A 22477-nucleotide genomic window follows, 5' to 3' on the forward strand; every position below is an offset into this window, starting at 1 on the left:
ATCGTTTCCCTAGCGCGAACCGCTCGAAATGTAAGCATGCAGCCGTAGTTGGATCGGCCTCTATAGTCTGCCGGCAATTCAAGGCGGGATCATGTGAGGGTGGTGCGTGAGATGAGGGTCTCACGCACCACCCCTGTGCGCCAAAGCTGTTCCGCCCAACTCGGGCCGTGACACTGTCCCAAGGTCGATGTTTTCGCCGGATGATAAGTTATGCAGTGTGACGATCCGCGCATGTGGGAGTTAAGCCATGGTTCAAATCGAATTGGATGTGCGACACGTAGTCAGGACCGACTGCGGGTTGTGTGCGCTATGGCAGCCGGAGTGGTTTGTCGGTGTCACCGACCAGGACACTTGGGACTCTCGACTCTCCGAGGACCAAGCCTTGGAAGGTCACATTTCCGCAGGCGTGTTCGTGCCCCTCGGCCTGGCCTGACGACAAAGGCTTCGTCGGCGGCACCAAGGACGACACGGGCCTGACCAACCTCGGCGCCCGCCAGTACGACCCGGCAACAGGCAGGTTCACCTCGGTCGACCCGGTGCTGGATACCGACGACCCCCAGCAGATGAACGGCTACGCCTACGCCAACAACTCGCCGTCACCAATTCCGACCCGTCCGGTCTCTATTGGAAGACCATCTCGGTAGCTGAACGGGTCGCTGCCACGACTTTCTTGACCACGACCTACATCATGGGCCTGTTCTTCCCTGTGATCATGCCAGGAGATCATCGGCGTCAAGGGCATCATCGACAGTTGTATCAAGGACTTCAACCTGTTGGACTGCGGCGTCGAGATCATCTCCGCGCTGCCCTGGTCGAAGTTTCTCGAAGCGGGCAAAATCGTCGACAAGATCATCGACGCCATCCGCGGCGCCAAAGACTGGCTCCGCCGCCGCGACCGAGCCATGGCCGACCTCCGCCGCGTCGAAGACGTCGAACGTAGGTTGGCTTCCGCTGATTGCAACAGTTTCATCCCTGGAACGTTGGTACTGCTTGCCGACGGTAATGCGCGGCCGATCGAGCAAGTCCAATTGGGCGATCGGGTATTGGCCACCGATCCTCAGTCCGGCGAGATGCGACCCCAGGCGGTAGTCGCCGTAATCACCGGCGAGGGCAACAAGAGACTTGTCGACATTACTATTGACAGTGGTGCGACCCTCACCGCGACGGAGGGTCACCCATTCTGGTCCGCGACAAGTGGGCATTGGGTTGCTGCAGGTCAACTTTTTCCGGGAACGCGAGTCCTCGACGCGCGGCGAACCGGTCACAATTTCGCAGATTCGACATCGAACAGCTAGCACCCGGGCATACAATCTTACCATTTATTGCGACCATGTCTACTTTGTGGTCGCAAGCTCCGACTCAATTCTTGTCCATAATTGCGCCGAGCTCAAACTAAAATACATGGACGACTGGGACGACGCGCAAATAGCGGAAGCTGATGCGAAAGTAGCAGCATTGAACAACCATCCTGGAGGTCCTTGACCTCATATGGTCATTGCGCCACTGTGTCTAAGCAGGAGTTCGTTCATCTTCTCGACGGGTTTGTAGCCGCCGAGGGTCTCGCGAGGGCGGCCGTTGAGTTCACGGGCGACCGCGTCGAGGTGGGCCTGGGAATGGACCGACAGGTCGGTTCCCTTCGGAAAATACTGGCGTAGCAGTCGGTTGGTGTTGTCTTCATCTTTTCGGCCAACAGAAGTGCGACACGCTCCGCCGACCGGTCGTGCGGGACGCGGATGAGCATGACAAAACGGGTCTGCCGTTCGACCAGCGTGAGAATCTGGGATTTACACGGACGATCCGAGAATGAGGTCGCCTTCCCAGAAGCCCGGGACCGCGCGATCATCTGCCTCTTTTGGCCGTTCGCTGATGTTCACCATGCCCACCAGCGGGTCCCGCCGGGAAGTCTTCCGTGACGGGGACACGCGTTTGGCCCGGCCGGAGCGCAACGCCTTGTACATCAACGCCCTCAACTCGCCCTTTCCCCGAACGAACAGGGTCTGATAGATCATCTCGTGGGACACGCGCATCTCCGGGTCCGTCGGGAAGTCAATCCTCAACCTGGTCGCGATCTGCCACGGCGACCACCGCTCGTCCAGGCCGGCCATCACGTAATCCCGCAATCTGCCGGCCCGTTCCAATTTTCGGGCCTTCGGCCTGCGACATGTTTGGCGCGCCCGCCGCGCCGCCTTGCGTGCGCGGTACTCCTCGCGGCCGCCGTTACGCGACCTCGCGAGCGATCACCGAATGATGTCGACCCAGCAACCGGCCAATACACCGGAACGATCTTCCCGTGCATAATTCCCGCGAAATCGTCTCCCGCTTTTCCGAACCCAACACCACACGACACCCCACCGAGACAATCTCCGATCAACTCATGAACCCACGGAGATCATCTCACAGGCGGCGCATCGACCCATTGAGGTCAAGGTTCTCCGGCGAGTTGTCTACAACCGGGGAGATTTATGCCCCCAGCGATGCCGAAGGCGAGAAGTTCCAGAGAACTACCGCAAAGCCCGCGCACTAGCGTACAAACACACCGCAGCCGCAGTAGCCAGATTCAAACTCTCCGCCGCCCCATACAACGGCACCTTCACCACATCATCCACCGCGTCCAACACAGACGCATCCAACCCATGCGCCTCACTCCCGAACACCCAAGCCGTAGGAGCCCCCAACTCCCCGGCATCAATCACGGCGTCGAGATCCCGCTCCGCATACCCATCCGCGGCAACCAACCGAAGCCCTGCCGCCCGACATGCCGCGAATACGGCGGAAACATCCCGAGACCGCCCCACTGGCACATGAAAAACACTCCCAGTGGACGCCCGCACACATTTCCCATTGTGCGGATCCACCGTCTCCCCCGCGAACAACACCGCCCCGGCCCCGGCCGCGTCAGCCACCCGCGTCACCGTCCCCGCGTTCCCGGGATCGGACACCCCCACCAGCACGGCCACCAACGAAGGCCCACCCGACAACACAGCCTCGACCGGCCGGTCCACAAGCGAGCACACCGCCACAACCCCCTGCGGCGTCACGGTTTCCGACAGTCCGGCCGCTGCCTTCTCCGTCACGAACGAGACCGTCACACCGGCGGACGAAGCCGCCTCCAGCAAGTCCTCATTGCGCGAAGCCGCGGCGGCCGTCACGAACAACTCATGCACGACCCCGTGCCCCAGCGCCGACCGCACCGCCTGCGCCCCCTCGGCCAGGAACCGTCCGGCCTTCTCCCGTCCCGCCCGCCGCACCAGGGCCCGAGCAGCAACGACCCGGGGTGTCCGTTCGGTGAACGGATCGACCCCGGGTCGTGGGAAGCGCGTGCTCAGGAAGCGGCCTTGCCCTGCGTGCCCGCGTTGCCGCGGGCCAGGTCGACCAGCGCGGTGAACGCGGTCGGGTCGCTGACGGCGAGCTCGGCGAGGATCTTGCGGTCGACGTCGACCCCGGCGACCCGCAGGCCCTCGATGAAGCGGTTGTAGCTCAGGCCGTTCTGCCGGGCCGCGGCGTTGATCCGCTGGATCCACAGCTTGCGGAAGTCACCCTTGCGGGCACGACGGTCCCGGTAGGCGTAGTTGAGCGAGTGGAGCACCTGCTCCTTGGCCTTGCGGTACAGCCGCGAGCGCTGGCCGCGGTAGCCGCTGGCGAGCTCAAGGGTCGTGCGGCGCTTCTTTTGGGCGTTGACCGCCCGCTTGACGCGTGCCACGGATCCGTCCTGTCGATCTGGTGGACGCGCGGTGGCGCGCGCCCAGGTTGGTCAAGGGGTGCGGGAAGGCCTAGCGGGCGAGTAGCCGGTTGAGACGGCGCACGTCGGACTTGGCGACTTCCTCGGTGCCCGCGAGCCTGCGGGTCAGCGTGCTGGGCTTCTTCTCCAGCTTGTGCCGCAGACCGGCCTGCTGGCGGCGCAGCTTGCCCTTGCCGGTGATCCGCACGCGCTTGGCGGTCCCGGAGTGGGTCTTCATCTTCGGCATCGTTCGATCCTCATCGTCGTGCCGCCCGCGCGTACCTGGTCACGCGGGCGACCTTCGGGGGTGTGGCCGGTGTCCCGGCCCGGGTCACTCCTCGGTGGAGCCTTCGCTCGGTTCGTCGGAGTTCGCCGAGGTCTGCTTCGGCTTGGGCTTCACGTTCTTGTGCGGCGCCAGCACCATGATCATGTTGCGGCCGTCCTGCTTGGCCGAGGACTCCACGAAGCCCAGCTCCTGCACGTCCTCGGCGAGCCGCTGGAGCAGTCGGAAGCCCAGCTCGGGGCGGGACTGCTCGCGGCCGCGGAACATGATCGTGACCTTGACCTTGTTCCCGTGCTCAAGGAAGCGCACCACATTGCGCTTCTTGGTCTCGTAATCGTGGGAGTCGATCTTCGGCCGGAGCTTCTGCTCCTTGATGACGGTGAGCACCTGGTTGCGCCGGGACTCGCGGGCCTTCTGCGCGCTCTCGTACTTGAACTTCCCGAAGTCCATGAGCTTGCAGACCGGCGGGCGGGCCTGGGGTGCGACCTCGACGAGATCAAGATCCGCTTCCTGCGCCAGGCGGAGCGCGTCCTCGATACGGACGATGCCCACCTGCTCGCCGTTGGGCCCGACGAGTCGGACCTCCGGCACGCGGATGCGGTCGTTGATGCGTGTCTCCGTGCTGATGGGGCCTCCTTGGTCCGGTTGCGATCCCCGCCCGCCCCCACGGGCGGACGCTTCACACGTCCTGCGTGCGACGTGCGCGGCAGGTGAGGTCCCCATGAACAGCACCGAGCCCCGCTGCCTGATGGCACACGGGGCCCGCTTCCGACCGATTCCCGACACGTCGGGACACCACGACACCCGCCGGATGGTCGCCCGGCGAGGGCGTGGCAACCGGACCCGGCCACCTGCGCGGTGATCTCGGGTGGGAGCGGGGGCTCCACTTTGCCGCCCCCGCGCTAACGGGGGCTGGTCGCGCATGCAAGGGTAGCAGACCGTGAACGACGCTTCCGCCGAGCCCGGTCCCGCCGCGAACGAGGACCTCCCGGACAACGCCCGAGACCTGGGCGACATTCCGAGCGTGGAGGTGATCAGCCGAGCCGCCGTCATGCTCATGTCCGCCGCCGCCGAACGCCTCGGCTTCGCCGACCCCGACCCCGACACCAGCCCTCACCGCGACCTGGACGAGGCCCGCCGCCTCATCACCGCACTCGCGGGCCTGGTCACCGCGTCGGTCGAGTACCTCGGCCCACACGCCGCCCCGATCCGCGACGGGCTGCAGTCGTTGCAGAAGGCCTTCCGCGAGGCCTCGGCCTACCCGGACGAACCGGGCCAGGGCCCCGGCGAGAAGTACACCGGCCCGGTCTACTGACGGTCACTGCCCCGCCTTGTCAACGGTCCTGGTCGAACCGGGCGAGTTCGTCAGCAAGTCCACGGCTGGCCCACGCACCCTGTACGTGGCGCCGACCTGGGCCTGCGGCATTGCGTTCGAGACTTCTCGCCTGCGGCATTGCGCTGGGACGCGAGTCTCGCTTGTGGCTTGATCGGGTGGCTTTTCGCGCTGGCCGGCTGCCGTCTGGTGCTGGCCGGTCCTGCGTTGGGGTGTCGGGTTTGTGGGGTGTGGGATCAAGTTCCTGTTTAGAGGGCTGGTTGCCTTGGCTGGCCGGCGTTGCTTGAGGTGGGGTTGAGTAGGTCTTCGAAGAGCGCGTTCAGTAGCGGATCGGAGATAGGGCGGCCGGTCAGGGCGCAATAGGTGATCGGGCCGATCAGGGCGTCCAGGGTGTCCTCGTCGGGGAGCTTGGGGGATATCTCGCCGGTGGCCGTTGTCTGGGTGAGCATGGCGCGTTCCTGGGTGCGGCGGGGGATCAGGTAGCGCTGGTGGAAGCTTTCCGCCGTGGTGGGGTTGTGCTGGGACTCGGCGATGAGGGTCAGGAGAACCTTGCCCGCCGGATCCTCGGTGAGGAATCGAGCGTAGTCGCCTAGATAAGTGCGGATCGTGGCCGCTGTGGGGTTATCCGTGGGGACGGGGAGGCGTTTCCCGGTGTCCTCGATCAATGTGTCGAGCAGGATCTCCACCTTCGACGGCCACCAGCGGTAGATCGTCTGCTTCGCCACTCCGGCCCGGCGGGCGATGGACTCGATGGTGAGGCCGCTGAAGCCGTGCTCGACGAGGAGGTCGTCGGCGGCGTGCAGGACGGACTGGCGGGCGGTCTCGTCGCGGCGGTTGCCGGAGCGGGGGCGGGGCATGGTGGACACGATATCCGCCGGTCGGGGGCGTGCTATTGTCTAGACGCAACGTCTCGTCTAAGCAAGGAGCGGGCATGGCGGACAGGTGTGCGTTGGTCGTGGGGGCCTCGCGGGGGTTGGGGCTGGTGCTGGCGAACGAGCTGGTGCGGCGGGGTTGGCGGGTCATCGCCACGGTGCGGCAGGAGCGTGGGGAGTTGCGGGCGGGGGAGCGAATGAGCATCGAGTCGTTGGAGATGAATGACGTTGGGGAGGTTGGGGCGCTGAGGGAGCGGTTGGCGGGGTGTTCGTTGGATTTGTTGTTCGTGAATGCGGCGATCGACCGGGGGGATCTGCCCATCGATCAGGTGCCGACCGACATGTTCACCGAGGTGATGGTCACCAACGCGTTAGGTCCGTTGCGGGTGTTGGAAGCCTTGCGGGACCTTGTCGTGCCGGGTGGGACGGTTGCGGTCATGTCGTCCGAGCAGGGGAGTGTCTCGCTCAACACCGAGGGCGGGTACGAGCTGTACAAGGCGAGCAAGGCCGCGCTGAATCAGCTGATGCGCAGCTACGCGACCAGACACGCGGGCGACGGGCACACCAAGTTGCTCATCGACCCCGGGCACAACAGGACACGGCTCGGTGGGCCGGACGCGCCGTTGGAGCCGGAGGAGAGCATGACGGCTGTGGTGGACGTGCTGGAGAAGCAGGCCGGGTCGCCGGGGCTGCGGTTCCTGGACCGGCACGGGGAGACCGTGCCGTGGTGATCAGTCCTCGTTCTCCAGGCGGTCGGTGAGGGCGCGGACCACGGGGTCGGTGTCCGCCTGTTTGCCCTGTTCCTCCAGGATTCGGGCCAGCACGCCGAGGACGCCGCCGATGATGCCCGGGTCGGTGTCGTCGGTGATGAGGGCGGCGGCGCGGCGGATGTGCGCCTCGGCGGTGGTCGGGTCGTCCAGGTCCAGGTAGATGAGGGCGGCGCGGCGGGCCAGGAAGGCGTGGCCGTCGATGTCGCCGAGGCGGACGGCGAGGGTCTCGGCGTCGTGGTTGGCGGCCAGCGCCTCCGGGTAGTGGCCGTGCTGGGCCAGCAGGGCGGCGCGGAAGCTGGTGATGTTGGCGCGCTGGGCGAGCGCGTCGTCGGAGTCGTCGGCGACCAGGGCGGTCGCCTCGTCCAGGCAGACCAGGCCCGTTGGCAGGTCGGGCAGGCCGGTGGCCTGGGCCAGCCGGACCAGGGCCTCGCTGGCCGGGATCGGGCGGTCCAGGGCGCGCCACAGGTCGGCCGAGGCGCGGAAGGCCGGGGCGGCGGCGGTGTTGTCGTCGTCGTGCAGGTGGCAGTCGCCGAGCTGGTAGTAGGTGTGCGCGCGGAAGGCCTGTTCGCTGTCCGCGGTCGTGGCCAGGACCGCCGAGAAGTGCCGGGTGGCGGCCTCGTGCTCGTCGATGTGGCAGCAGGCCACGGCCAAGCGGTACTGGATGTCGCGGGCCAGGTCGAGCCGGTCCGCCGGGACCAGCCGCAGCGCCTCCTCCAGGGTCTCCGCCGCCTCAAGGGCCCGGCCGGACGCCAGGTAGCCCGCCGCCAGGTGCAGGCAGGACCGGGCCACCGCCACCGGGTACAGGTGGGCGCGGGCGGCCGTGACCGCGTCCAGCGCCAGCGGCAGGTGTTCGTCGATGACGCCCGCGCGTTCGGCGGCGGCCGTGTAGCGCAGCAGGACGTCGGCGTGCCACGGGCCGGGGGTGCCCTCGGTCAGCGCCCGCGCGCGGTCCAGGGCGGCGGCGACGGTGGGCCAGGGCTGGTTGAGGGTGTTGAGCAGCTGGGCCTGGTTGTTCCAGATCGCCACCCGGTCCAGCTCCGGCCAGGTGCCCTCCAGCACCGGGGCCAGCACGGCCAGCGCGGCGTTCAGCTCGCCTGCGGCGGCCAGGGTGATCGCGCGGGCGTTGGTCACCCCGCCGAGTCGGTGCGGGAGGTGCTCGCGGACCACGCGCTCGGCCTCGTTGACCGCCTCGACGGCGGCGGTGAGGTCGCCAGCGGTGAGCAGGATCTTGCCCAACGCCAGGTGCGCGGCGACGATCCGGGCGGGCAGGCCCGCGCGTTCGGCGATGGCGAGTGCGGTGCGGGCGTGCTCGGCGGCGGCGTCCGGCTCGTCGGCGACCTGGAGCGCGTCGGCGATCTCGGTGTGCAGGTGGGCCAGCGCGGCGTCGTTGTCCGCCAGCGGTTCGAGCAGGGCGAGCAGGGCGTCCACGTGGTCGCGCGGGCGGCTGCGCGGGCCGTGCGTGCGCAGCCGCCACACCGCCGTGCGGGCGGCCAGCAGCGCGGGCAGCCGGTCGTCCACAGTGGACGGCAGGGCGGCGAGCAGGCGGGCGCCCGCGAGCACCTCGCCGGACTCGAAGGCGGCGCACACCGCGTTCGCGGCCGCCACCGGGTCGGCCACCTCGACCGGCGGGATCACCGGGCCATGGGACGGGCGCGCCGGACCGCTCGGCGTCGCGGTGGTCGGCACCGCGACCACGACCGGCCCGATCTCGGGCAGGGACAGCGTGCGGGCGACGCGCTTGCTGACCGCGTCCGTGCCGTTGCGGCGGTCGAACGCGGCCGCGGTCTCCCGCGCGATGGTCTCGCAGTGCGCGCGCAAGGCCTCGCCGTCGAAAACCCGTTCGCCGACGGCGAACTCGTGCTCGGCGCGGTCCGGCACCCGACCCAGAACCAGCGCCGACGCGGCGGCGAACTCCTGCAGCACGTGCGGGCTGGGCGCGTCGGTCAGCACGTCCAGGTTGTCGCGCAGGATGTCCACACCGCGCGCGGCATTGTCGGTCACCGCGCAGAACCGCAGGTGCCGGTGCAGCGCGGAACGACTCTGCGGCGTGCCGCGCACGATCCGGTACGCGATCAGGTGCGCCCGCGCGGCCTCCTCCAGCTGCCCGGTCGCCAGATAGGCCTGGATCAACGACGTCAACACGCCGTGCGGCTGCTCCGCGCAGTCCGACGGCTCCTCCAGCACCGGCATGCCCACCGCGATCGCCTCGTCGTGCCGCCCGCGCGAGACGAAGTAGCCGACCTGGCTGTCCACCACGCACGCCGCGCAGTCGCTCATCTCGTCCGGCTCGGCCGCGCGCCACGCCGAGAAGTACGCGTCCGCCGCGGCCGTGTCGCCGACGTGGTGCGCCAGCGCGCGCCGCTTGTCGTGCACCGGGTGCGGCGAGTAGCCGTACAACCGGTAGCGCTCCTCCAGTTGGTCCACCAGCGCGGTGATCTGCGCCAGGCTGAACCGCGGGTCGCCGAGCAACCCGGTCGGCAGCCACTTGTGCATCCAGGTGAACTGGTGCACCGCCCAGTCGTCGAACGCCTCCGGGTGCCGCTGCTCGGTCGCGCGCAGCCACGCGAACGGGGTCAGCATCAGGTCGTAGCGGCGCACCTCGCGGTAGGCGTTGACCAGGATCAACCGCCCGGCCACGCCGAGATCGGTCAACCCGGCCGCGTCCGCGCCGCGCACCGCGCGCTCCAGCGCCTCGCACTTGGCGCCGCCCGCGGGCAGGTCGTCGGCCTCGGCGATGATCCGGGTCAGCCGCTCGTGCGGCTCGTCCTCGCCCGGCAGGGGCGCGGGGTGCTGGTCGTCCGCGGCGGACAAGGGTCTCCTCCGGTCAGCGCCCGATGGCGCGGTCGAGCAGGTCCAGGAAGGACCCGGTGAGGGCGGCGGTGTCCCTGGGCCGCAGTGGCCGGTGCGACTGCAGCAGGGCGTTCACGTAGAGCGCGCGTACCGCCGACTCCAGCAGCGCGGCGTCGTCGACCTCGGCCAGCCGCGCCACCAGCGGGTTGCGCGTGTTGAGCACCAACCGCTGCGCGGCGCCCGAGCCGTCGTCGGCCAGCAGCCCGAGCAGGTCGCTCCACAGTGGATCGGCGGCGGCCTCGGCGCGGGCCGCGGCCGCGTCCTGCCTGCGCGCCCCGTCCGCGTCCGCGATCAGCAGCGCGGGCAGCGACATCGGGTCGAACTCGCGCAGCGTCGCCTCGCAGTCGTGCTCGGCCAGCACCCTGCCCGCCGCGGCCAGGGCGCGCGCGTGCGCGGCGGCGGTCGCCTCGTCCGGGCGGCCGAGCGCGGCCAGCAGCTCGCGCGGCTCCACCCGGCGCGCGGTGCTCGGGCCGTCCCGCTCGCCCAGCCTGCGCAGCAGGTCCGTGTCGTAGGCGTAGCCCGCGTTGACCAGACCGATGTCCTGCGCCGCGGCCACCGGGGCCAGCTGGCGGAACTCGTCCACGTCCGGGGTGAACAGCACGGTCGGGTGGCTGCGGCGGAACTGGCGCAGCGGCATCACCCCGCGCGTCGTCTCGTACGGCAGCCAGCGCTCGGCCAGGCCGAGCAGCTCGTCGTCGACCAAGGCCAGCGACTTGATGCCCATGTGGTGCGCGGCCAGCAGCGCGCCCGCCCGGTCCGGCTCGGCCGCGGCCAGCCGCACCAGCCAGTCGCGCAGCCGCTCGCCCAGCGCGTCGCGCACCGCCAGCAGCGTCTCGTCCTCGTAGAGCGCCTCCCGGCTGGCGGTCGGCCGCAGCGAGGAGGTGTCCACGACACAGCGCACGAAGTACGCCCAGTCGGGGAGGAGCCCCTCGATCGAGGTGCCCACCAACAACCGTTTGAGATACACCCGGTGCGCCTGCTTGGCCCCCGGGTGCGCGCCGGCGGGCAGGATGAACGCCACCCCGCTCAATCCCACCGCGCCGAACTCCAGCGGCACCGAGTCGAACGGGGCGAACCCGAACACCTCGCGGCAGTACCCGGCCAGCCGCTCCCGGTACCCGGCCGTGGTCTCCACCGCGGCGCGCGTCCACGGCAGCTCGGCCGCGGTGATCACCGCCGGGCCCGCCGCGCCGACCACGCGCACCTCGTAGGGCAGCAGCGAGCCGTATTCCGCGGCCAGCGGCGCCACCGTGTCGTACTCGGTCCAGTGCGCGCCGTCCGCGCGCGGCACCAGCGTGAGCGTGGTGCCGACCTCGTCCTGCGCCGAGTCGTCGACCTCCACCGTGTAGGTGCCGTCCGCGCGGCCGGTCCAGCGCACCGCGGGCCCGCCCCTGGCCGACCGGCTGACCAGCCGCACCTCGTCGGCCACCAGGAAACAGGACAGCAGGCCCACGCCGAACTGGCCGAGGAAATCCCGCCGGGCGAAGCCAAGCTCGTCTCGTTTGGACGTGCCGCCCAGGGTGGACAGCAGCGTGTGCACCTCGGCCTCGGCCAGGCCGATCCCGGTGTCGCGGACCCGTAGCGTGCCGTCGCCGGTGTGCTCCGGGCACTCCAGCGTGATCCGCGCGGGCACCCGCTCCCCGGCCTGCCCGTCCGCCTCGGCGAACAGCCGCCGCGCGGTCACCGCGTCCACCGCGTTCTGCAACAGCTCCCGCACGTAGACCCGGGGGCTGCTGTAGAGGTGGTGGCTCAGCAGGTCGATGACGCCGCGAAGGTTGACGCCGAATGTCTGAGCCAAGTTCGACCTCATAGGCTGGATAGGCTGGTATCGGGCACGTCGGGCGGGAACGGCCGCGCCGGGGGCGCCGGACCGAGCCGAGCTCACAGTACAGGCGTCCCGGATGCCCGGTGGCGGCTTCACCCGGCCGCGCGAACCCGCGCCGCCACCCGGCGGAACGACCGTCCGGCGGCGGGCCGCGGCCCCCGGGCGCAACTCGGTGTCGGGTCCGCGCGCCGATCACCTAGGATCGACCCTGCTCACCCGGCCATCCGGGTGCGCGCATGTCCGCGAACGGACCCCGGGGAGCTGTCCACACACCATGTCCGGAGCCAACGACTCGTACGACCCCAAGGAGGTCGCGGCGCTCGCGCCGGACATCCTCCAGGCCGCGGTCGAGAAGGCGCGCGAGGAGTTCTCCTCCGCCGCCGACCTCGACGCGCTGGCCGCGGTCAAGCCCGCCCACCTCGGCGACAAGTCGCCGCTGCTGCTGGCCCGCCGGGAGATCGGCGCGCTGCCGCCGCAGGCGCGCGCGGAGGCGGGCAAGCGGGTCAACGAGGTGCAGGCGCTGGTCAAGGCCGCGTTCGACGAGCGCCGCGCGCAGCTGCAGGTCGAGCGCGACGAACGCGTGCTGCGCGACGAGGGCGTCGACGTCACGCTGCCCTGGGACCGGGTGCCGCGCGGCGCCCGGCACCCGCTGACCACGCTGTCCGAGCGGATCGCCGACGTGTTCGTCGGCATGGGCTACGAGGTCGCCGAGGGCCCCGAGCTGGAAGCCGAGTGGTTCAACTTCGACGCGCTCAACTTCCAGAAGGACCACCCCGCGCGCACCATGCAGGACACCTTCTACGTCGCGCCGGAGGGCTCCGGCCAGGTGCTGCGCACGCACACCTCGCCGGTGCAGATCCGCGCCCTGCTGGAGCGCGACCTGCCGGTGTACGTGGTGTGCCCCGGGCGCACCTTCCGCACCGACGAGCTGGACGCCACGCACACCCCGGTGTTCCATCAGGTGGAAGGGCTGGCCATCGACAAGGGCCTGACCATGGCGCACCTCAAGGGCACCCTGGACGCGTTCGCCAAGGCCATGTTCGGCGCCGAGGCCCGCATCCGGCTGCGCCCGTCGTTCTTCCCGTTCACCGAGCCCTCCGCCGAGCCGGACGTGTGGTTCGCGGAGAAGAAGGGCGGCGCGGGCTGGGTCGAGTGGGGCGGCTGCGGCATGGTCCACCCGAACGTGCTGCGCGCCTGCGGCGTCGACCCCGACGTGTACTCCGGGTTCGCCTTCGGCATGGGCCTGGAGCGGACCCTGCAGTTCCGCAACGGGATCCCGGACATGCGCGACATGGTCGAGGGCGACGTCCGGTTCACCCTTCCCTTCGGCACGGAGGCGTAGTGCGGATCCCCGTCAGCTGGCTCGTCCAGCAGCTTGAGCTCACCGAGGACCTGCGGGACCTCACGCCGACCCAGATCGCGGACGCGTTCGTGCGGGTCGGCCTGGAGGTCGAGGAGGTCAGCCCGCTCGGCCCGGTGACCGGTCCGGTGGTGGTCGGCCGCGTCGCCGAGATCGAGGTGCTCACCGAGTTCAAGAAGCCGATCCGGTTCTGCACGGTCGAGATCGGCGACCCGGAGGATGCCGACGACGAGAACCCGGCCACCACGCAGGTCGTCTGCGGGGCGACCAACTTCGTCGAGGGCGACCTGGTCGTGGTGGCGATGCCGGGCGCGGTGCTGCCCGGCGACTTCACCATCGCGGCGCGCAAGACCTACGGCCGGGTCAGCAACGGCATGATCTGCGCGGCCGACGAGCTGGGCCTTGGCGGCGACCACTCCGGCATCCTGGTGCTGCCCTCGGACGACGACGTTGCCCCCGGTGACGACGCGATCTCGCTGCTCGGCCTGGACGACGCGGTGATCGAGCTGTCCATCACCCCCGACCGCGGCTACTGCTTCTCCCAGCGCGGCCTGGCCCGCGAGCTGGCCTGCGCGCTCAACCTCGGCTACATCGACCCGGCCGCCATCGAGGTGCCCGGCGCCGACGGCCGCTCGGTGCCGGTGACCATCGAGGACCCGACCGCGTGCACCCGCTTCGCGGTCCGCCGGGTGACCGGCGTCGACCCGACCGCGCCGACGCCGTGGCACATCCGCCGCACGCTGATGCTCGCGGGCATCCGCTCGATCTCGCTGGCCGTCGACATCACCAACTACGTGATGCTCGAACTCGGCCAGCCCATGCACGCCTACGACACCTCCCGCCTGCGCGGCGGCCTGACCGTGCGCCGCGCGCGCGCCGGGGAGAAGCTCGTCACCCTCGACGACGTCGAGCGCGTGCTGGACCCGGACGACGTCGTGGTGTGCGACGAGTCCGGCCCGGTCGGCCTGGCGGGCGTGATGGGCGGGGCGAGCACGGAGGTACGGCCGGACAGCACGGACATCGTGCTTGAGGCCGCCATCTGGAACCCGGCCTCGATCGCCCGCGCGGTGCGCAGGCACAAGCTGCCCAGCGAGGCCTCGCGTCGGTACGAGCGGGTCGTGGACCCGGCGCTGCCGCCGGTGGCGCTGGAGCGCGCCGCGCGGATGCTGCGCGACTACGGCGAGGGCCGCATCCAGCCCGGCCGCACGGACGAGGGCAACCCGGTCGCGCCCGACCCGGTCGTGATGGCGATGGACCTGCCGGACCGCGTCGCGGGCGCCCGGTACGCGCGCGGCGTCACCGCGTCCCGGCTGCAGAAGATCGGCTGCCGGGTCGAGGTCGGCGCGGCCGAGGACGGGACGCCGGTCGTGACCGCGTTCCCGCCCACCTGGCGCGCGGACCTGGTCCAGCCCGCGGACCTGGTGGAGGAGGTGCTGCGGCTGCAGGGGTACGACACGGTCCCGTCGGTGCTGCCGCCCGCACCGGCCGGTCGTGGGCTGTCGTCGGCGCAGCGTCGCCGCCGCGCGGTGTCGCGGTCGTTGGCGGAGCACGGATATGTCGAGGTGCTGCCGTTCCCGTTCATCCCGCCGACGGTGTGGGACGCGTTCGGACTCGCCGCGGACGACGTGCGACGGAAGACCGTGCGGGTGCTGAACCCGCTGGAGGCCGAGCGGTCGGAGCTGGCGACCACGTTGCTGCCCGGTCTGCTGGATACGTTGGTGCGCAACGTGTCCCGAGGGGCGCGGGACCTGTCGTTGTTCCACATCGGACAGGTCGTGCTGCCGCGCACCGGTGCTGTGCCGATGCCCGAGGTCGCGGTGGCTTCTCGGCCATCGGACGCCGAGGTGGCCTCGCTCGACGCGGCTCTGCCCGCGCAGCCGACGCACGCCGCGGTGGTGTTGGCGGGCAACCGTCAGCGTGCCGGGTGGTGGGGTGCGGGGGAGCCTGCCGGGTGGGCTGACGCTGTGCAGGCGGCCCGGGTGGTCGCCGAGGCGGCGGGGGTCACTCTGACGGTGACCGCCGATGCGTTGGCACCCTGGCATCCGGGGCGTTGCGCGCGGTTGAGCGTGGGCGGGTTCCCGGTGGGGCACGCGGGGGAGCTGCACCCGAAGGTCGTGGAGGCGTTGGGGCTGCCGAAGCGGACCTGCGCGATGGAGATCGACCTGGACCTGTTGCCGTTGGTCGATCGGAAGCCGGTGCCGCAGGTGTCGCCTTACCCGCCGGTGCTGCTGGATGTGGCGTTGGTCGTGGATGCGGACGTGCCTGCCGCGGAGCTGACTCTCGCGCTTCGTGAGGGGGGTGGGGAGCTGCTGGAGGACTTGAGCCTGTTCGACGTGTTCACGGGGGAACAGGTCGGGGAGGGCAAGCGGTCATTGGCTTATTCGCTGCGGTTCCGTGCGCCTGACCGGACGCTGACCGTGGAGGAAGCGACGGCCGTACGGGACACGGCGGTGGCCGCGGCTACCGAACGTCATGGGGCCGCGCTCCGTAGCTGAGTTGGGTGACGTGCTGTGGGTGAGGCCGGGCTGGTTTCCAGCCCGGCCTTTGCTTTTCGCTACGGAGAGTCGTACGGGGATTCAGTCGATCGGGGCCTGTGGATGGGGAACGATCCCGGGCGTGTCGTTCGTTGCGAGTTGAGGTTGTGCGAGCGCGAGGGAAAGCAAACGTGAGCGCGGGGGACGCGGGGCGCGGGGCGGATCTGAACTGGACGTTGCGGCTGGAGGGGATGGGGGACGGGAGCGGTAGGCACGGCTGAAGCCGTGCCGTGCCGATGAAGCGGTGCCGTGCCGAGTGCGAGGGACGTCGGGAGCGACGGGCAGGGCCCGACGGCCCCATCGACGGCTACGCCCGTCCGACGGTTGCGCCCCCTACGACGACGCCTACCGCGAGAACGCCCGTCGCGAGAACGCCTACCGGTTCGTCGGTCCTCCGCAGCGGCGGTGGGTGACGGGGGGCGTCTGGTGGGTGAGGGGGGATTCGTCCGGGGGCGGACCAGGTGTGATCTTCCGGGGGCCGGGCGCGTGTGGTTCGGTGCTGGACATGGGGTTTGTGGTGTTCGCGCGGGCACTGATGGTGGTGTTGTTCGCCGCCGCCGTCGTGGGCAAGGTCGCGTCTCGGCGGCGGTGGCGGGCGTTTGTCGTGAGTATCGAGGCGCTGCGGGTGGTTCCTGGGCGCGTGACGCGGGCGGTCGCCGTCGGGACCCTGGGTCTGGAGGGGTGCGTCGCCGTGGGCGTGGGGGTGTCGGGGACGCATCGGGTGGGGCTCGGGGTGGCGGGGGTTGCGTTGCTGGGGTTCGCGGGGCTGGCGGTGAGTGCGCGCAGGCGGGGGGTGCGGGCGCCGTGTGCTTGTTTCGGTGGGGGGAGTCGGCCGCTTGGGTACGCGCATGCGGTGCGGGATGTGGCGTTGGGGGTGATCGCCGGGGTGGCGGTCGTGGTCGACACGGGGGGTGGGGTTTCGTTCGAGAGTGGGCTGGTGGCGGTGGCGGGGGCGACCGTGGTGGGTGCGGTGGCGGTGTTGTTCGACGATCTGCTGGACCTCGGGTCGGGCCTTCACACGCCTGCCGGGCGCTGATCGCTAGGCTGGCGCGCGCTCGCAGGGAGGGGAATGGCGATGGCGGAGCCACGGATCGGGCGGCGGACTTTCACCCGGCGGCGGGACTGGGTGGCCGCGGCGGTGATCGTGGTGCTCGTCGTCGGGTTCGCGGTGGTCTGCTGGTCGGGGAGCGACTTCCGGGCCGCCTCCCTGCAGCGGGCTGACGGGACCCCGGCCGTGCCATCGCCGCCCGCGGAGTTCCCGCCGTCGTTGGCCGAGACGTGGCGGGCCGAGAGTGCGGCGACGTCGCGGCCGGTGGTGACCGGGCCGACCGTGGTGACCGGGAACGGTGGTGAGGTGGTCGGGCGTGATCCGATCACCGGGGACGTGCGGTGGCGCTACACCCGGCCCGAGCCGCTGTGCACCGTCGCGACCTACACCCGGGACACGCCGAACCGGGGCGAGATCCCGGGGACCGTGATCGCCGCCTACCGGACCGACGGGCGGCTGCTGCCGTCGAGCGACCCCAACTCGGCGGGTGGGTGCAGTGAGATCACCGGGCTGGAAGGGGCCACCGGCGAGCGCAAGTACAGCCGCGACTCCGACGCCGAGATCGGGACCGAGCTGCTCACCGACGGGTCGTACATGACCACCACCGGCCAGCGGCTGCTCACCACCTGGCGTTCCGACCTGGTGTATTCCTCCTACTACGGCACCAAGCCCGCCCCGCAGAACTACCGCGCCGGCCTCCGCCACGGCTGCACGTACGGGTCGGTCGCGGTCGACACCGGCAAGATCGGTGTGATCGAGCGGTGCCCGGGGGAGACCGACGACCGGATCACCCTCTACCGGGCGCAGGTGCCCGACGGCAAGGACCCGGACGAGGTCGACGAGGTGTTCAGCGTGCATGTCGGGCCGGGTGCCCGGGTCGTCGCGGTGACCGAGCGACTGGTCGCGGTCGCCGTGCCGGGTCCGGCGCGGCTGGTGGTGTTCGGCGAGGACGGGCAGCAGCTGGGGCAGTACCCGCTGCCGGTGCCCGACGAGGAGCTGCGGACCGACCCGCCCGGCCGCGCCGAGCGCAGCTATCTCGGCAACGACGCGGTCTACTGGTTCACCGGCGGCCGCACGGTCGCCCTCGGCACCCAGGATCTTCGTCCACTGTGGAGTGTGGACGGCACGCTCGGCGCGGGCACCGTGTTCGCGGGCAGGCTGCTGCTGCCCCGGCCGGGTGAGCTGGCGGTGTTCGACCCGGCCTCCGGGGCCACCCTCGCGCGGGTCCCGGTCGACCGCGGCGACTACACCGGGCCGGTGGCGTTGTCCGCGCTCGGGCCGATCGTGCTCGAACAGCGCGGCCCCACCCTGGTCGCGCTGCGCTGAATCCCGGTCCTGGAAAGATCCACTCACGACTTTCCACCCGACCGGGGGACTTTCGCCCCGTTCGTGACCGGGGGTGCGGCCCTTCTCGATCCACAGTCGACGGAGCCACGAACGGGCCACGACGATCGTCGGTGCCTGCCGAGTGATTCCTGGTCGATTCCGCCGTTGGCCCCGGGGATCCGTTTCGCGTTCGCAAAGACCGGCCGGTCGGTGTTCCCAATCGGACGGTTTCGGGGCAGCATCGTGCGGTCCGCGAACGACAACCCGTTCCGGACATCGCGTGATGAAATGGGGCAATGTGAAGAAAATCGTGGCGGCGCTCGCCGCGGCGGGGTTCGTGGTGGGGGGCGCGGTGCTCGCTCCGGGCGCGCAGGCCGCCCCCGCCGCCCAGCCCGCGCCCGCCCAGGTGAGCTACGACCCCGCGCCGATCGCGTGGGGCACCTGCGCCAGCCCCGGACTGGCGCGACGGGGCGCCCAGTGCGGGTTCCTTGAGGTCCCGCTCGACTACGCGAAACCGACCGGCACCAAGATCAAGCTGGCGGTCTCGCGGATCAAGGCGAAGGTCCCGGCCGAGCAGTACCAGGGGATCATGCTGACCAACCCGGGCGGCCCCGGCGGTTCCGGCCTGACCCTCTCGGTGCTGGGTGAGTATGTACCCAACAACGCCGGGGCGGCCTACGACTGGATCGGGTTCGACCCGCGCGGCGTCGGCTCCAGCCAGCCGTCGCTGTCCTGCGACGGGTCGTACTTCGGTTACAACCGGCCGAACTACGTGCCGATCACGTCCAAGCTGGAGAAGACCTGGCTGGACCGGACGAAGGGCTACGCCAAGGCCTGCACCACCGCGGGCGGCGATCTGCTCGACCACGTCAAGACCACCGACACGGTCAGCGACATGGACGTCCTGCGCAAGGCGCTGGGCCAGGACAAGCTGAACTTCTACGGCTTCTCCTACGGCACCTACCTCGGGCAGGTCTACGCCACGCTCTACCCGAACCGGGTGCGGCGCATGGTGCTGGACGGCAACGTCGACCCGCGCAAGGTCTGGTACCAGGCCAACCTGGACCAGGACGTGGCCTTCGACCGCAACATCAAGATCTACTTCGACTGGGTCGCCAAGTACGACAGCGTGTACCACCTCGGCAAGACCGGCAAGGACGTCGAGGCGCTGTTCTACCGCGAGCAGCTCAAGTTCAACGCCAAGCCCGCGGGCGGGATCATCGGTCCGGACGAGTGGACCGACATCTTCCTGCAGGCCGGGTACTACGTGTTCGGCTGGGAGGACGTGGCCAACGCGTTCTCCGCCTGGATCAACAACGGCGACTACAGCGGTCTCAAGGACCTTTACGACGCCTCCAACGCCCAGGGCCCCGGCGCGGACAACAGCTTCGCCATGTACCTGGCCACCCAGTGCACCGACGTCCAGTGGCCGACCCAGTGGACCCGGTGGCAGATCGACAACTGGATCACCTTCATCCGCGCCCCGTTCGAGACCTGGGGCAACGCCTGGTTCAACGCCCCCTGCGTGTACTGGGGCGCCAAGCCGGGCACGCCGGTGAAGGTGGACGGCTCGAAGGCCCCGCCGATGCTGCTGATCAGCGAGTCCCTGGACGCCGCCACCCCGTTCGAGGGCAGCCTTGAGCTGCGCAGCCGGTTCCCGAAGTCGGCGCTGATCGAGGGTGTCGGCGGCACCACGCACGCCGGTTCGCTCAACGGCGTGGCCTGCACGGACGACCTGATCGCCGACTACCTGAGCACCGGCAAGCTGCCTGCTCGGAAGTCGGGCAGGCAGTCGGACGTCAAGTGCACCGGCGTGCCGCAGCCCGTCCCGGCCCCGGCGGCGGCTCCGACGGCGCGCGCGGCGGCGGCTCCCGCCCCGGGTGCCGGTTCCGACCTCAGCCGGGCCGACCTGCAGAAGCTGATCCTCGGCGTCCGAGGCTAGGCTCCTGCCCCGGCCCACCGGGGCGGGTGTCCACTGTGGAAGTACATGGTGGACATCCGCCCCGGTGTCGTTCTCCGGGGTCACAGGTGTTTGAGCGCCTCCCGGCGGGACAGCGGGGACAGGTCCGGGTGCGTGTCGACGAAGTGCCGGACCCAGCCGGGGTCCACCCGCGCGTACTGGCGCAGCGCCCAGCCGATGCCCTTGCGCAGGAAGAAGTCCGGATCGTCCGTCGTGGACTCGATGGCGTGGGTCAGCAGGTCAAGGTCGGTGTCGTCCTTGGCGCTCAGCTGACAGATCACCGCGACCCGGCGCTTCCACCGGTCGGGATCCGTGGCCCAGGCCCGCATGATCGGCGTCAGCTCGTCCGGGTGCGCCGCCAGCAGCGCCCCGATGTGCCGGTTGGCCAGCTCGTCGACGAAGTCCCACCAGGCCCCGGTGAGCACGAACTCCTCGTACAGCGGCAGCAGCGCCACGTCCCGCCACCGCGTGTACGGCTTGTGGCCCAACAGGTCCAGTGCGACGTAGCGCTCCTCGCGGTACTCCGCTTCCCGCCACAGCTCGGCGGCCGCGGCCGCCCACTCGTCGCGCGTGGTCACCGGGTGGTCGGTGAACACCGCGCGCACCAGCTTGGCGCGGGCCGGTTTCGGCACGCCCCGGAACGGCATGTCGGACTTCATGTACCGCTGCATCTCCGGCGCCCGCCGCGGGTCGGCCACCTCGGCCAGCCCCGACCGCGCCGCCGCGACCAACCCCGCTCCGTCCATTCCGGCCTCACCACCCGTCGCCCGTCCCATCGCGTCTGGGCGCCATTCAAGCAGTGACCGAACACCTGTTCAAACGGTTGTCCACAGGCGCGCCGACGGCCGGGGTGCCTCCCCGGAGAGGACGCCCGGCCGTCGGTGAGCGGTCAGTCGCCCAGGGGGTTGAGCAGGTCCAGCTTGCCCTCGAAGGCGAACAGCAGCAGGTCGGTCATCCGGAAGGTGTTCGCGTCCGGGCCAAGGGTGGGGCGCCAGGCCGGTTCGCGCACGATCGAGGTGCGGGAGCCCTCCATCGCGCGGTGGAACACCTCGGCGGTGATGCGGCCGCCGACGGCGCCGAGCCTGCCGCCGCCCAGCTCCGCCTCGCGCAGGATGTAGAACCACAGCGGCGTGTTCGCGGCCACCTCGTCGCGCTGGGCGTCGGCGAGGCCGGACAGGTTCGCCCCGCCCGCCCCGTCGAGCACCTGGTCCCTGGTGAGCGGCGCGGCGCCGAACTTGGCCGCCAGCTGTTGGCCGGTGGCCAGCCGCATCATGCTCGCCCTGGTCAGGTTGCGGAACGCGAGGTTGCGCTGCACCGGCGGGAACGTGCTGCCCCGACCGGCGAACGTGCCCGCAGGCAGCTGGGCGAGCGGGTCGACCAGCAGCGAGTCGATCCGCTTGGCCCGGTTGGGGTGCCCCTCCGGCGCCACCAGGTCGCCGCGGCCCGCCTCGGTGAAGTCGTAGAGCCTGCGGAAGTCCACGATCCAGTTCGTGGGCAGCCGCAGCAGACCCGGCGAGTTGGGGTCGTCGAGCTGCTCGACCGTGGAGCCGGGCTGGAAGTTGCCCGCCACCCCGGTGAAGGTGAACAGCTGCAGCAGACTGGCGATCCCCAGCGGCGAGGCGCTGTTGAACACCCGGTTCCACTGGTAATGGTCGCGCACCATGCTGTGGCCCAGCCGGTAGCTGGCCACCGCGAACTCGATCGGCATGGTCGGCCGCAGCACCTGGCCGCCGTGCGCGTGCGGCTCGAAGAACCGCCTGCCGTTGGTGAACACGTCGGTGACGATCGTGGGGTCGACGATCCGCGGCAGGAAGTCGGTGCGCAGCAGCCACTGGTAGTGCCGCACCACGGTGTCGCGGGCCGCATCGAACAGCCTGCGCTCGTGGATGCCGGTGAGCGCGAGCTGGTCGACCACCCGGTTGTGGAAGCGCAGGAACGCCCCGTGCGTCTGCGCCACGGCGAGGTTCTCGTCGTTGCGCGGGTCCGGGACCAGCGGCGAGCGCTGGTCGGCGAGCGTGCCGGTGCCGCCCTTGCGGGCCAGGTCGAACCCGGCCAGGTCGACGTTGGTGCGGTCGTCCGGGACCGGTACGCCCGCGGTGCTGCCGACCTTGAGCTTGACCCGGTCGTCGGCGTAGAACACGCGGTCGTCGCGGTCGAGCGGGCCGCGGCCGTAGAGCGAGTCCAGGTCGAGCGCGGGCGAGCGGCCCTGCAGCAGGTCGTCGATGTTGACATCGGTGCCCAGCTGCGTCTGGGTGCGGTCCATGGTCAGGTCGTGGTCGACGAACTGGCCCAGGTAGGTGAACCCGGCGGGCAGGTCGCCGTCGGGCTGCGCGGCGGACTGGTCGGTGATCGCGCCCGCCAGCGCGATCCGCAGCTCCTCGTCGACGCGCGGGCCCTTGGGGCCCAGCCGGGAGAAGCGGAAGCGGCGCAGCTCCTCGGTGGTGGACGGCTCCCGGGTGATCGGCTCGCCGTCGGCGTCGGCCTCAAGCACCCCCTCGCCAACGACGAAGAAGCTGTTCCGGGCATGGCTCTGCATGGCTGAACCCCCACAATCCGTTTCCGCACATCGAATGACGCGGAAGGACCGTGTGCGCGCAC

General features: G+C 70.4%; 19 protein-coding genes and 1 pseudogene. 9 read left to right on the forward strand and 11 right to left on the reverse strand.

Translation table 11 applies throughout. The annotated features are described in order from the left end of the window. The first annotated feature begins 332 nt into the window (after nucleotides 1–332). Both C503_RS48185 and C503_RS45120 read left to right on the forward strand, forming a co-directional pair. Nucleotides 333–644 carry an RHS repeat-associated core domain-containing protein gene (locus C503_RS48185; protein ID WP_245572625.1) on the forward strand — a complete coding sequence of 104 codons (312 nt, stop codon included), beginning with the start codon at nucleotides 333–335 and terminating at the stop codon, nucleotides 642–644. Nucleotides 645–902: 258 nt separating this feature from the next. Continuing rightward, nucleotides 903–1295, forward strand: a complete 393-nt coding sequence (locus tag C503_RS45120) for a Hint domain-containing protein (RefSeq protein ID WP_169514629.1) — start codon at nucleotides 903–905, stop codon at nucleotides 1293–1295. Nucleotides 1296–1784: 489 nt separating this feature from the next. Here C503_RS45120 and C503_RS48195 read toward each other — a convergent pair. The 6 genes and pseudogenes from C503_RS48195 to infC all read right to left on the reverse strand — a co-directional run. Next, nucleotides 1785–2165 (reverse strand): annotated as a pseudogene (locus C503_RS48195) (transposase); the annotation flags it as partial. 52 nt (nucleotides 2166–2217) lie between these two features. Then, nucleotides 2218–2352, reverse strand: a complete 135-nt coding sequence (locus tag C503_RS48970) for a helix-turn-helix domain-containing protein (protein ID WP_425393541.1) — start codon at nucleotides 2350–2352, stop codon at nucleotides 2218–2220. Between the two features lie 149 nt (nucleotides 2353–2501). Then, nucleotides 2502–3326, reverse strand: coding sequence for a TrmH family RNA methyltransferase (locus tag C503_RS0130765; RefSeq protein ID WP_026316870.1), 825 nt, complete (start codon nucleotides 3324–3326; stop codon nucleotides 2502–2504). Further along, a complete protein-coding gene (gene rplT / locus C503_RS0130770; RefSeq protein WP_018686078.1) occupies nucleotides 3323–3700 on the reverse strand; it encodes a 50S ribosomal protein L20 in 378 nt (125 codons plus the stop codon). Before rplT ends, C503_RS0130765 begins: the two co-directional genes overlap by 4 nt. A 70-nt stretch (nucleotides 3701–3770) precedes the next feature. Beyond that, on the reverse strand, nucleotides 3771–3965 hold the full coding sequence (rpmI, locus tag C503_RS0130775; protein WP_018686079.1) for a 50S ribosomal protein L35: 195 nt from the start codon (nucleotides 3963–3965) through the stop codon (nucleotides 3771–3773). Between the two features lie 84 nt (nucleotides 3966–4049). Beyond that, a complete protein-coding gene (gene infC / locus C503_RS0130780) occupies nucleotides 4050–4598 on the reverse strand; it encodes a translation initiation factor IF-3 (RefSeq protein ID WP_425393542.1) in 549 nt (182 codons plus the stop codon). Between the two features lie 343 nt (nucleotides 4599–4941). Between infC and C503_RS0130785 the strand changes: the two genes are divergently transcribed. Next, nucleotides 4942–5316 carry a DUF1844 domain-containing protein gene (locus C503_RS0130785; RefSeq protein ID WP_018686081.1) on the forward strand — a complete coding sequence of 125 codons (375 nt, stop codon included), beginning with the start codon at nucleotides 4942–4944 and terminating at the stop codon, nucleotides 5314–5316. A gap of 266 nt (nucleotides 5317–5582) precedes the next feature. Here C503_RS0130785 and C503_RS0130790 read toward each other — a convergent pair whose 3' ends face one another. Further along, the gene (locus tag C503_RS0130790) at nucleotides 5583–6191 is read right to left on the reverse strand and encodes a TetR/AcrR family transcriptional regulator (RefSeq protein WP_033401232.1); all 609 of its coding nucleotides are present in this window, start codon (nucleotides 6189–6191) and stop codon (nucleotides 5583–5585) included. A 74-nt stretch (nucleotides 6192–6265) separates the two neighbouring features. Here C503_RS0130790 and C503_RS0130795 point away from each other — a divergent pair, with 74 nt between their 5' ends. Next, complete coding sequence (locus tag C503_RS0130795) at nucleotides 6266–6937, forward strand: SDR family NAD(P)-dependent oxidoreductase (RefSeq protein WP_018686083.1); 672 nt, start codon at nucleotides 6266–6268, stop codon at nucleotides 6935–6937. On the opposite strand, the gene C503_RS0130800 is transcribed toward C503_RS0130795, so the two are convergent. Continuing rightward, nucleotides 6938–9787: a hypothetical protein gene (locus C503_RS0130800; protein ID WP_018686084.1), complete on the reverse strand. Its 2850-nt coding sequence runs from the start codon at nucleotides 9785–9787 to the stop codon at nucleotides 6938–6940. Nucleotides 9788–9800: 13 nt separating this feature from the next. After that, nucleotides 9801–11624 (reverse strand): HSP90 family protein, encoded by a 1824-nt coding sequence (locus C503_RS0130805; RefSeq protein ID WP_026316871.1) that lies wholly within the window; start codon nucleotides 11622–11624, stop codon nucleotides 9801–9803. 301 nt (nucleotides 11625–11925) lie between these two features. Here C503_RS0130805 and pheS point away from each other — a divergent pair, with 301 nt between their 5' ends. The 5 genes from pheS to C503_RS0130830 all read left to right on the forward strand — a co-directional run bounded on the left by pheS (nucleotide 11926) and on the right by C503_RS0130830 (nucleotide 19861). Further along, entirely contained in the window at nucleotides 11926–12993 is a 1068-nt protein-coding gene (pheS, locus tag C503_RS0130810) for a phenylalanine--tRNA ligase subunit alpha (protein WP_018686086.1), read from the forward strand. Then, the gene (pheT, locus tag C503_RS0130815; RefSeq protein ID WP_018686087.1) at nucleotides 12993–15506 is read left to right on the forward strand and encodes a phenylalanine--tRNA ligase subunit beta; all 2514 of its coding nucleotides are present in this window, start codon (nucleotides 12993–12995) and stop codon (nucleotides 15504–15506) included. Before pheS ends, pheT begins: the two co-directional genes overlap by 1 nt. Before the next feature lie 544 nt (nucleotides 15507–16050). After that, complete coding sequence (locus C503_RS41465; protein WP_156893637.1) at nucleotides 16051–16581, forward strand: MauE/DoxX family redox-associated membrane protein; 531 nt, start codon at nucleotides 16051–16053, stop codon at nucleotides 16579–16581. A 39-nt stretch (nucleotides 16582–16620) separates the two neighbouring features. Next, nucleotides 16621–17919 (forward strand): Rv3212 family protein, encoded by a 1299-nt coding sequence (locus C503_RS41470; RefSeq protein WP_169514630.1) that lies wholly within the window; start codon nucleotides 16621–16623, stop codon nucleotides 17917–17919. A 298-nt stretch (nucleotides 17920–18217) separates the two neighbouring features. Then, on the forward strand, nucleotides 18218–19861 hold the full coding sequence (locus tag C503_RS0130830) for an alpha/beta hydrolase (protein ID WP_026316872.1): 1644 nt from the start codon (nucleotides 18218–18220) through the stop codon (nucleotides 19859–19861). 80 nt (nucleotides 19862–19941) lie between these two features. Here the strand turns inward: C503_RS0130830 and C503_RS0130835 are convergent, their stop codons facing one another. Both C503_RS0130835 and C503_RS0130840 read right to left on the reverse strand, forming a co-directional pair. Beyond that, nucleotides 19942–20625 (reverse strand): DNA alkylation repair protein, encoded by a 684-nt coding sequence (locus C503_RS0130835; protein ID WP_018686091.1) that lies wholly within the window; start codon nucleotides 20623–20625, stop codon nucleotides 19942–19944. 143 nt (nucleotides 20626–20768) lie between these two features. Next, nucleotides 20769–22415, reverse strand: coding sequence for a peroxidase family protein (locus C503_RS0130840; RefSeq protein WP_018686092.1), 1647 nt, complete (start codon nucleotides 22413–22415; stop codon nucleotides 20769–20771). Nucleotides 22416–22477 lie beyond the last annotated feature (62 nt).

The sequence above is a fragment of the Actinokineospora enzanensis DSM 44649 genome, assembly GCF_000374445.1.
In the GTDB taxonomy this organism is placed as follows: domain Bacteria; phylum Actinomycetota; class Actinomycetes; order Mycobacteriales; family Pseudonocardiaceae; genus Actinokineospora; species Actinokineospora enzanensis.